Source organism: Sphingobacteriia bacterium (assembly GCA_017304685.1).
In the GTDB taxonomy this organism is placed as follows: Bacteria; Pseudomonadota; Alphaproteobacteria; order Rickettsiales; family 33-17; genus JAFKLR01.
The window spans coordinates 1-10,823 of sequence record JAFKLR010000009.1 but is presented as its reverse complement, the minus strand read 5'-3'; the positions used below and the strand labels follow the sequence as shown (position 1 = coordinate 10,823).

Here is a 10,823-nt window from a genome sequence, read left to right as displayed (position 1 = left end):
AAAAACGATCGTTTTTGGTACTTTAAATTTCAGTATATAATTATATTTAAAAAACAGTATTCTAAAGTACCAAAACTTATTCCACAATCAAAGTTACAAAATTTGGTGTCATATTAAGTTATATTACTTACAAACCATATGTATTAAATGTGGCATAAATATATTTGCATATAATATCTAAATATGGTATTATATAATTAATGGAAAGGAGAATGTTATGGATAAAAATAAAAATACACATAATAATGAAAAAGATATAAAATCATTTCTGTTTTTAAATGATTCTTGGAAAAATGATACAAAAACCAAAGTTGATAAAAATGGTAGAATTTTACTTCCTATGGAAGTGAGAAAAAAATTAAATGTAAAAACCGATGATGTATTTGTGGTTAGAATAATAGATGAAGAGATTCATTTAGTTAACATTAAAAAAGTGATTAAAGAGGCTCAAGATTTTTTTAGTAATTACATACCACAAGGAGCGTCTCCTGTTGAAGAACTGATGAAAGCACGTAAAGCAGAAGTAGAAAAGGATAATAAAGAATGGCAGTAGTTATAGATAGTTCGGTTCTTTTAACCATTTTTAACAGAGAAGCTGGTAGCGAAAAAGCATTAGAGATTATTTCACACTCAGTTATGTCCACTGTTTCAGTAGCTGAGACGCTTGGTATAATAAGTTCTAGATATAATGCGCCGATTATTGAAGCTAAAAAATTTATTTATCAGATTGTAGGTAACGTAATAACTTTTGATGATAAACAAGCAATGATAGCAGGTGAATTAGAAAATATAAGCAGACAAGGTAAATATGGTTTATCCCTTGCTGATAAAGCTTGTTTGGCATTAGGTATAAGTATGAATTTACCAGTCTATACAACTGATAAAATATGGTCAGAAATCACATTTGATAATCTCAAAGTAATTCAATTAAGATAAAGGCATAAATAAATCATGCAAGTAGGTTATGTTAGAGTTTCAAAGTCAGATGGAAGTCAGATATTAGACTTGCAAAAAGATGCATTAAAGAAAATAGGAATATCTGACGAATACATATATGAAGATTATGCGAGCGGAAGCGATATTAATAGACCGGGACTTAAGGCTTGCTTGAAAGCTTTAAGAGAAAATGATGTTTTAGTAGTATGGGCTTTAGATCGAATAGGAAGAGATCAAGAAGATTTGATAAAAATAATAAATGATTTAAACGAAAGAAAAATAGGCTTTAAAGTTTTGACTGGTCAAGGTGCATGTATAGATACTACTAGTTCCCATGGAAAATTAGTGTTTGGAATATTTGCGGCTATGGCAGAGTTTGAGAGAGCAAGAATTATAGAACGTACAAGGGCAGGCTTAGAAGCAGCAAGAGCAAGAGGAAGAGTAGGGGGGAGACCTAAAAAGTTAACTGATTCACAGATAATGATGATAAAGCAATTATATCTAGAAAAAAACAATCAAGTGAAAGATATATGTAATATGTTCAAAATAAGCAAAACTTCGTTGTATAGAATAGTAGAAGATAAAAGTTTAAATGGATAAAACTCAAGAAATTATAATTGAAGAAACCTTTGAAACCGATTTAAGAAATATAGCCGTAAATTCATTAAATTGTGATTCTAAAAGCATTAAAGATAAAGATTTTTTTGACCTATTAATTATATATTTAAATTGGCGAAAAAGGTTAATATCTGCTAAGCCTAGAAAGGTACATTTTTCAAAAGAAATTTTTGAAAATCCAAAATATTTTATATATAAAAATGTTATTAATAATATTTTGACTATTTTTGAACGTGGAGAAAATATAACACCATATTTAAGTAAAAGTGCTATAAAAGATAGGTACAGTAATGATTCTATTCCAATATTACATAAATTAGTCAAAAATGGAGACAATATTAAATATTTTGAAAAAATCAAAAGAAAATCTGATAATGATACTTTATTAAGTAACTGGGAAATCCATCATCTACACTTGGGTAATAATTATGATAAAAAAGATAAATATTTTATTGAAAGAACTAGTGACTTATTGATGATAAAAGTTGAAATTAATGATGTTTATTTTTTAAATATTTTACCTCATCAAGTAAAAAGTTGGAGTGAAACAGGATTATTGAAAATAATAAAAAAAACTGGCCTAAATTATGTCCTAATTTACAATCTCCTATTTCTGAATCAAATGGAAAAGGGTTTTCTTTAGAGGAAAAAAGCCAATTACAAAATGGTGGTAGAAATAATTTTATTGAGATTATTGATGAAAGTGAAAAATATAATAAAATTGTACCTTCGGTTGTAATGAATTTTTTAGTAGAAATAGATGGTAAAATGTATATTCCTGGGAATGGGATTAATACAAATGGATATAATATAATTATTTTGGATGAAGCCAAAGCAATAATAGATGATTTAGAAAACATAATAAAAAATATCAAAGCTAGGAAAAATGAATTTCAAAAACTTATTTATAATAGTATAGGGAAAATGCTTTATCATTTTAATTTAAAATTAGAGATAAATGAGATAGGAGAATTAATCGTCATTGAAAAGAATTCTAACGTAGAAATCAATTTTATTTATTAATCTACAATTTCATAAAACTCTATCTCAAATTCCTTTGTTTAACCATATTAAGAATAAGATATTTTTTGCTTTATATTTTTAGAACACTAATTATTTTATTAGTTATGAAAAAAAGAAGAAAAAGACAACAACTTGTTTTCATAATAATGGAATTGCCAATTATTTTTGTACTCTTTAGCAATATCTTTATTTTTAATTATTACCACATTTTCAGCATTTCTAAATTCCGCTCCATTTGAAAAATTATAACTTCCAGTGATAGTATAGAGGTCATCAATTATAATGACTTTGTTATGCGCTATTCCTTTAACAGATCTGTCTATATCAATATGTATAAGGGAAGTTGAGGGAAGGGAGGGTTTATAAACAGTATTCGGCTCAGTTAATTGAGATTTGTCGAGTAAAATCCTTACATTAATGCCTCTACGAGCAGCATTCTCTAAAGCTTCATAGATAGGTTTGGAAGTAAAAGAATAAGCCTGCATATAAATAGATGTTTTTGCAAGATTAATTTTGTTAATAATCACTTCTCGACATCCTGAAGGAGGTGTAAAACAAACCTCAACATCAAGTTCAGGAGATATAACAGTAAAGTGGTGGGTAAACTCTCTTAAATAAAATATAAATCCAACTAGCAGAGCTAGTAGCAGTGCAAAAAACTTATTATTAGTTGCATTAAAAAGGTAAGTTGTTTTTATCTTTTTTCTACGAGCCATTTAAAAAAGCTTCTTTACCTAAATTTTTAAAAACTTCCTTATAAGTTTCACCGTCATTTTCATCATTTAAAAGATGACTGATATATACTAAAGCACCTAATAGAATTTCTTTATCTTCTTGATGTAAATAATCGATACCTGCTTTTATAACAAGCCCACCCATTTCAATTTTATTACGAGTGTCTTGTTTACGTTTTGTAATTGAATCAGCGGATAACTGATATTTCAATTTACGCTGCTCCTTGATGATTATTTGAATTCGACGAAGCATTTGTTTTAGTTTTACGTCTTGTATGCTTTTCGAGAAAGGATGAACCCATTTCTTTCAACCTTTTTACTTCATCGTTTTTATTAGCTTTAACGCTTTCACTTAATGCAACTAAGGATCCTGCAATAAGCTCTTCGGGTTGACCTAGAAGACCTAACTTGTCTATTGCATTTAATACAAATCGAGATAGCTCAGTTTTACGTTTTTCAATTAATTGTTTTTTTTCCTCTTCTAAAGCTTTAAGTTGCAGTTTTTTTGCTTCTTCTAATTTTGCAATTTGTTGCTTTGTCTTTTCTTCAAGTTTAGCAATTTGGGAGAAATAGTTACTCATTATTATTTCCGTAAAATGATTAGTGTAAAAGTAATATATATCATCCTATTACATTTTTTGTCAATTAACATACGTTCTAAATGAACTAGAATATTTTAATATAAACATCAACTTCTTGTTTTTATATAAATAATAATAGCAAACGATGAAGCTAAGTGTGATAACACTTGCGAATCGTAATTCCTTTTGATAAAATCTATTTGCTCTTTAGAGTTAATAGCGCAATTACGCAAACTCTTCAAGCTTGCACTGCGTTTGTGTAAACACAAAGGAAATATATGGCTATATTTTGCTTTCATTACTGGTATGTGAACTCGCTCCGTTCAGATGGTAGCGAGAGAAGCTTGCATGCAGTAATAGCATATATAACTGGCGAAAGATTAGTAGAACAAGTCTACGACAAGAAAATAGGTATCTCAGCAGATGTTGCCGTACATGATTATACAAAAAAATCAGGAGTGGTTTATACGAAAATCGGATGTCCAAAGGATAGCCCAAGTTGGGTTTATGATAAACAAGCGCTAACAGATCAAATCAAGAAGGCAGATAAAAGAAAAAATTCCAGGTACTTACGTACGATTACAGTAGCTTTACACAAAGAATTAAGTCTTAAAGAAAATCAAAAGCTGCTAGAGAAATACTTAAATAAAACCTTTGTTGATGAGCTGGGGCTTCTATATATCATGTCAATTCATTATGACGATTTAAATAACCCACATGCTCATGTTGGAATCACAACAAGACAAATAAATAAAGACGGTTTTTCAAAGAATAAATTAAGGTTATTAGATAAAAAACCTTTCTTAGAAAGCATTAGGAAAGGTTGGGAAGAACATAGTAACGAAGCTTTTATGAGAAAAGGTTTAGATACACGTATTTCTAGTGAAAGTTATGAAAACCAAGGTCTATTTGTTGATTCAACAATTCATGAAGGATATATTGCCCGAAATATGGAAGCTAAGGGCGGTAAATCTAAACGTATGGAAGATAACCGTAACACCATGTTAAAGAACTTTATTGGCTTCCAAAACACTACAGATGAATTCATACGATTAATTGCAACAAAATATAAGAAATTTACTAATAAGGAGATTACTAATGAATTTTATAATTTTGCTACTAAAGTAGAAAAAGCTAATAAGAAATACTTTGCTGCAATTGAGGTTTATGAGTTATGGGAAGAGATAAATAATAAGCTCTTATCTTCTCCTTTATTGATCGATGCAAAAGAAAAAGATGCACTTGGCAAAGAGTATTATAATTCAGAGAAAATTGATAAAACTACCAAGCTAAGAATGATAAGAATCTTAGGGGAAAAGGCAGAAGAAACTATTAAGATAATAGCTGATAAATACGATACCTTTACTAAAGGAGATATTATAAGAGAAATTACTCAGAAAGCACAAGCTATTGAAAGTAAAAACAAAGCAATTTTTAAGGATGTAAACCTTCAGGAAGAAATAGACAAAACACTAGAAAAAGTGTTAAATAATACCTTACTTATACAGATAAAAAAAGTAAACGCACAAGGTGCCGTATATTACGAAAGTAGTTTATTAACTCTCCCCCCAAAGAATGAAACTACAAGCACTGGAAGTTCAGGTAATTCCAGTGAAGAAAACAATGATAATAATACATTACCAAGCGATATTAAGGATGAAGAGGAAATGTTAGTTACAGAAGATAACAAAGAAGATGTTTTAGCTAAAATAAATGACAGAAAAATAGCCTTTTTTAATAATGAGGGGATAGGACAAAAGCTATTAAATAACCCGAGTTTAGTACTCCCAGAATTTGGTTTTATTAATAAAGGCAGAAAAGTTGAATCAACTATTGGTTATCCTATAAAAGAAGGTCAATCCTCAGATAACGCAGGAAAGGTTGAACTGTTTGAATCTAAGAATGGGGTAATCTTTATTGAATCACATAAAGAACGAGGAAAAGGCAACTATAATGAATCAAGACTCGATGTAATAGAATATTTAAGGCAAAAGAATAACTGGTCTTATAAGCAAGTTGAGTCGTTTATCGCTGAGAATCTAGGGGTGACTTATGAAGGCTACAAATGGAGTGAAGAAGAGAGGGCTAAGTTTAAATCTATAAATATCATTCCAGTAAATCCAGAAGACAAAGCAAAATATTTAGAAGAAAGAATTAACCGTGAAGCCTTTAGCTATATTCAAGCTAAGTTTAAGGAGGGTTCAGAAGAAATTTATGAATACCTTAAGTCTCGTGGTGTTGATGCTGAAAGAGCTATTAAGCACTGGGATGATACAGGCTGGTTTAATTCAAGGAGAGATCTAGTTGAACATTTAAAGGCTAAAGGATTTGAATTAGAAGATATTAATACCCATTTAAAGTTAAGAGGAATGCCTCCTTTAGACGGTATCCTTGCTAAAGGATTTAGTCCTGCTCAAATTACAAAGTTTAAGTTTGCTAAAGACTTTGAAAAAGAAATTGTGCCAATGCTTAAATCTCTAAATATTGAAGAGAAAAAGCATGTTATTTATAAAGATTTATTCAGTGTATACAAAGCAGGAATTGCTCATAAATTAGTTATAGCAATTAAAGACATTAATAATAAAATTACTGGCTTTACAAGACGAGTTACATGGAGAGAATGGACTATAGAAAAATACGAAGGGATATTAAAAGAATTTAGCGCTAACCTTTTACCAAAATATAAGAATATATTAGGTCTTGAAAAAGACGAGTTATTAGTACATCTTTATAAAGTGAAAGAAGGCGATAAAATAGTAATAACAGAAGGTTATTTAGATTGTATTTCTCCAAATTCGTATAAACAACAATTTAAAGATAAAAACCTTACCTTTATTGCGTTAGGTTCTGCAAATATGAATTTGAAACAAGCAGAATTAATTAAAAAGAAAAATCCTTCATCCGTGATAATTTTCTTAGATAACGATAAAGTGGGACGTGCATCAACCGAATCAATTGTTAAAACAATCATGCAGGCTGATATAAATAATATACAAGTCGCATATCAAAATAGACCATTTTCTTATGAGGGTAGGACTTATTATTCCAAAAAAGATCTGCCAAATGATGCTGATAAATCAAAAATTAAAATAATTAAAGATGCCGATGAACTAGTTAACCTGCTAGGGGCTCAGCAACTTGAGACATATGTACTTAATTCAAAATCAACAGGTAATTATTTCTTTAGTTTAATAGAAAAAGAAATAGAAAAATATCTTGAAAAAGATGAGCTTGGAAATGCATTAAAAGATCGTAAAGGTGAATTAATGTACTCACCTGATGCTTCTATTGTTAAAGTTAAAGCTCAAATCGAAGAATATTATAGGCTCTTAAGTGAATATAAGCCTAATGAAGCTGAAATATTTATTAATCGTGTAGCTAATGTTACCGCTAATAAATACCTCTATGAATTAGACCAGGTTGTTACGAAGTTAGATATAGATTTTGATAAAGAAATTAATGTTAATGCTTTTAGTGAAACTGTACCAGAGACCCAAGTTACTATAGAAAACAAAGAAACAGAGGTAAATATAGAGCAGGATATTGATAACGTTATCCCATTTGTGAAGCCAGAAATAAAAGATGAAACCAAAGAACAATCAGAAACACAATCAACTATTGAAGAAGCTGAGGCTGTTACTGAAGCAGCTCCAAAGGAAAAAACCTTAGAAGAGATATTACAAGAAATTACTGCTGAAATTACAGAAGAATTAGATGGAGTATTTGATGGTAGGGATTTCGATCAAATACTAGAAAAGAAATATAGTAATTACACTCAAGATATACGAAGCCATTTTGCAAGGGAATTAAGCAAAGATTGCTTTAAAATTGTTCCTCTTGAAGAAAAAGGCAATTTAATGGTACATAAGTCAACATTAGAAACTTTAAAAGATGAGCAGTTAATTGATTTAATTCAAAAGAGACAAAATATCGCTGTTTTCAACTTAAAGAAAATAATTGATAAAATAAGAGCAGAATATACTACTAAGTACAGTCGTAATACAAAACCTATACCTAATGACAAAATAAATACTGTAAACAGCCTAGTTACCGCTATTGCAAGTCAATTAAGTGAAAACCTAGGCGTATTTACTGAAAGTGAAATGGAAAGAACAATAAATAGCGTTCTTGCTTCAAGAAAAGTTGAAGACGATTTAAAAGAAATGATAAGAGGTGCTTTCTATAACTTAGATGAAGTTGTGGAGTTACCAAGGGTTTCTTTAAGAGGTGAGAAGCTTTATGCTACTCGTACTTACCTTAACGCCGAGAAAGAATTATTTGAGCATTCTGAGCAATTAAAAACTATATCTACAATTAAGTTTAATGAAGAAGTTAAAAAGCAAATCGAACAAACAGGTTTAAATGATGAGCAAAGGCAAGCTGTTGAATTAGCGCTTTTCTCTCCAAACCATTTTATTATTCCGGGAAATGCTGGGGTTGGAAAAACAACGCTTATAAAAGGTTATAAAGCAATTGTAGATAAAAATAGTAATTATAAAATATATGGCGTTAGTAATAACGGACAAGCTGCTGAAAACTTAGAAAAAGAAACTGGTATTAAATCAGTTACTATCTATAATTTCTTAAGTAAATATGCTCAATTTAAATTAAAAGAAAATGATATTTTAATTATAGATGAAGCAGCAACCGCATCAGTTAGGGATAAGAGAAGAATATATGAAATAGCACGTAAAGCTAAGGCTAAAATTATAGAAGTAGGTGATGCTAACCAAAACCAAAGTATAGGTGCAGGGCAAGTATTTGATATATTAGCTCAAAATGTACCTTCTTTTGAACTTACAACTATTATGAGGCAAAGAAATCATCCTTGGATGTGTGAAGCATCTTTAAACTTTGCGCAAGGTGATTTTAGAAATGCTTTAATCTCATATAAAGATCATGATTCTATTATTAGTTCTAAAAATAACCAAACTGCTAAACAACAACTTGCTGTAGATTATGTAAGTGACCTTTTAGATGGTAAAATTGATTATTTGGAATCTATTGCTCTTGCCTATGAGAATTCAGATGTAAAAGATTTAAATAATTACATAAGAAGCCAGTTAAAGCTTGCAGGTAAGCTAAGGGAAGATAAAACCTTTGAGCTTTTTGATTCACAAGAGGCTAAAAAGCCTGTGGCCATTAACCTCGCAGTAAATGATAAAATTTTATTAGTTAAAAACGATTATGATACTTTAGATGTTAGAAATGGTTCTATTGGCACAATTGTTGAAATTCTTAATGACGAAATCATAGTAGATATCATTGGTAAAGGTAAGAAAATCATTGATACTAAAAAATATGCTTATATTACTCATGCGTATGCTTGTACTTCAGCGAAATATCAAGGTGGTAGTATAGATTCTGTGTATGCCCTTGCAACAAGTGGGTGTGATGCCAATACTGCTTATCCGATGTTTACAAGACATAAAGAGAGGTTAAAAATTTATTACGGTAGGCAGGAATTCAACATTAAAGAAGAAAATAAAGCTTCAAATGAAATTAATTCTTTAAGTGCATATTTAGGCCGTGATAATTTAAAGCGAAATGCAGCAACAAGTAATATAACTCATGAAGAGTTACTCGCGAAAGATATAGGTTATGCTTTGGTATTTGAATATAAAAATATTATTGAGGCTATGGATGAATTATTTGTTAAACTAAGCGCCAATAATACTTATAGCTTAACTTCAGTCAATGAAGAAGATATAGAAAAACTAATGGGATTAACTGCTAAACGTGAGAATTTAGCAAGAAATATTCTTGAGAACTATAAAAATTGCCGTCGTTATTTACAAGAAGCAAAAATTATATCTAAAGCACGTCTTAAAGATTTTGCAAAACTTGAAGCAAGAGATTTATATGAAGATGAAAGTAAAGAATTAGCTCTTATTAATAATTTTAAATCGACAACTGAATTAAATAAGAAGGTCTTAATTGCTGATAGTTTAATTAGAAAAAGAGTATTTAACTCTAATTTCTATATAAATACGCTTAATGCCGAAACGTTGAAAGATATTCAAGATACAGCGTTAAAACTAAATGACAGCAAAGATTTATCGAAACATTATCAAGGAATTTTTGCAAGCCTTGAAGTTGAAGATAAATATTTTGGCTTATTAAAATTTGAAGATGAAAAGCTTCGAACTAAGACTATAAAGCTTTTTGATAATATTTCTAAAGATAGAAACGAATATCTATCATTAGTAGAAGCTATCAAGAAACACGATGAAAAGTTTAAAGCAGAACTTGTTATTAAAGCAAATCTTGAAAAAGAAATTAAGATACTAGAGCATAATAAGAACCCAGAACTTACAATACTTGAAAGTAAGAAAAAGTTACTTTCTGCAGCTGAAAGCGTTATAAAACAACTTAAAGAAAATAAAAAATACCATGAAAACGTTGCTAAACGTTTAGCCCTTAAAGAGAAGCTTGGTAGATTTATCTTTGATATGGATTATAACCAATTCAAGAAGATTATAAATGCAGTAAATGATTACCGATTCATTTTTGAACTAGCTGAGAAAAAAATAGAAGCAAATGAACTCAAGGCAATATTAAATGAACATAAAGAGAATATAAACCTAGTTGTTCCAACTTATAAAAATGGTGATAAAAAGATAATAGCTGATTTTGGCAATGATTTATTTGGAAAATATCAGGAAATTAAGAGATACCTGGATTTATTTAAAGAAGTAGAACAAATAAATGTAAAGCTTGCTGAATATAGAGATGAAATTACAAAAGAAGTATTATCTACAGAAGAGAAAGGAATTATTGAAGGTTCTATATCAGAATATCAAAAGAACCTTAAAAATGTAGAGAAAGAAATATCCTCTAAAGATCTTAAAACCCAATTGAAGAATATTTTGTTTATAAGAGAAATGTTACCTCATGTTCTAGATGAGAAAAAGCTCGCTACTATTGATAT

At 29.5% G+C, this 10,823-nt stretch carries 9 protein-coding genes; 6 read left to right on the top strand and 3 right to left on the bottom strand.

Annotated features, from left to right (window positions below; genetic code table 11):
• Positions 1-217: 217 nt before the first annotated feature.
• From J0H68_09955 to J0H68_09935, 5 genes are all read left to right on the top strand, one after another.
• A complete protein-coding gene (locus J0H68_09955; GenBank protein MBN8829017.1) occupies positions 218-553 on the top strand; it encodes an AbrB/MazE/SpoVT family DNA-binding domain-containing protein in 336 nt (111 codons plus the stop codon).
• The gene (locus J0H68_09950) at positions 544-936 is read left to right on the top strand and encodes a type II toxin-antitoxin system VapC family toxin (GenBank protein MBN8829016.1); all 393 of its coding nucleotides are present in this window, start codon (positions 544-546) and stop codon (positions 934-936) included. The genes J0H68_09955 and J0H68_09950 overlap by 10 nt, the downstream gene beginning before the upstream one ends.
• A gap of 15 nt (positions 937-951) precedes the next feature.
• Complete coding sequence (locus tag J0H68_09945; GenBank protein ID MBN8829015.1) at positions 952-1,536, top strand: recombinase family protein; 585 nt, start codon at positions 952-954, stop codon at positions 1,534-1,536.
• Positions 1,529-2,197, top strand: a complete 669-nt coding sequence (locus J0H68_09940) for a hypothetical protein (protein ID MBN8829014.1) — start codon at positions 1,529-1,531, stop codon at positions 2,195-2,197. Before J0H68_09945 ends, J0H68_09940 begins: the two co-directional genes overlap by 8 nt.
• Positions 2,198-2,292: 95 nt before the next feature.
• Positions 2,293-2,577, top strand: a complete 285-nt coding sequence (locus tag J0H68_09935; protein ID MBN8829013.1) for a hypothetical protein — start codon at positions 2,293-2,295, stop codon at positions 2,575-2,577.
• Between the two features lie 98 nt (positions 2,578-2,675).
• On the opposite strand, the gene J0H68_09930 is transcribed toward J0H68_09935, so the two are convergent.
• Genes J0H68_09930 through J0H68_09920 form a run of 3 tightly spaced genes read right to left on the bottom strand, consistent with a single transcriptional unit; the run spans position 2,676 to position 3,892 of the window.
• Positions 2,676-3,293, bottom strand: a complete 618-nt coding sequence (locus J0H68_09930; protein ID MBN8829012.1) for a phospholipase D family protein — start codon at positions 3,291-3,293, stop codon at positions 2,676-2,678.
• Entirely contained in the window at positions 3,283-3,564 is a 282-nt protein-coding gene (locus tag J0H68_09925) for a conjugal transfer protein TraD (GenBank protein MBN8829011.1), read from the bottom strand. Before J0H68_09925 ends, J0H68_09930 begins: the two co-directional genes overlap by 11 nt.
• The gene (locus J0H68_09920) at positions 3,524-3,892 is read right to left on the bottom strand and encodes a hypothetical protein (GenBank protein MBN8829010.1); all 369 of its coding nucleotides are present in this window, start codon (positions 3,890-3,892) and stop codon (positions 3,524-3,526) included. Before J0H68_09920 ends, J0H68_09925 begins: the two co-directional genes overlap by 41 nt.
• Before the next feature lie 278 nt (positions 3,893-4,170).
• On the opposite strand from J0H68_09920, the gene J0H68_09915 reads away from it, so the two are divergent.
• Positions 4,171-10,823: AAA family ATPase (locus tag J0H68_09915; GenBank protein ID MBN8829009.1), on the top strand; the 6,653-nt coding region annotated here is incomplete at its 3' end.

Bases quoted from the DNA above. Each gene is read 5' to 3' on its own strand.
- J0H68_09955 (MBN8829017.1), top strand. From the start codon at position 218: ATGGATAAAAATAAAAATACACATAATAATGAAAAAGATATAAAATCA.
- J0H68_09950 (MBN8829016.1), top strand. From the start codon at position 544: ATGGCAGTAGTTATAGATAGTTCGGTTCTTTTAACCATTTTTAACAGA.
- J0H68_09945 (MBN8829015.1), top strand. From the start codon at position 952: ATGCAAGTAGGTTATGTTAGAGTTTCAAAGTCAGATGGAAGTCAGATA.
- J0H68_09940 (MBN8829014.1), top strand. From the start codon at position 1,529: ATGGATAAAACTCAAGAAATTATAATTGAAGAAACCTTTGAAACCGAT.
- J0H68_09935 (MBN8829013.1), top strand. From the start codon at position 2,293: ATGAATTTTTTAGTAGAAATAGATGGTAAAATGTATATTCCTGGGAAT.
- J0H68_09930 (MBN8829012.1), bottom strand. From the start codon at position 3,293: ATGGCTCGTAGAAAAAAGATAAAAACAACTTACCTTTTTAATGCAACT.
- J0H68_09925 (MBN8829011.1), bottom strand. From the start codon at position 3,564: ATGCTTCGTCGAATTCAAATAATCATCAAGGAGCAGCGTAAATTGAAA.
- J0H68_09920 (MBN8829010.1), bottom strand. From the start codon at position 3,892: ATGAGTAACTATTTCTCCCAAATTGCTAAACTTGAAGAAAAGACAAAG.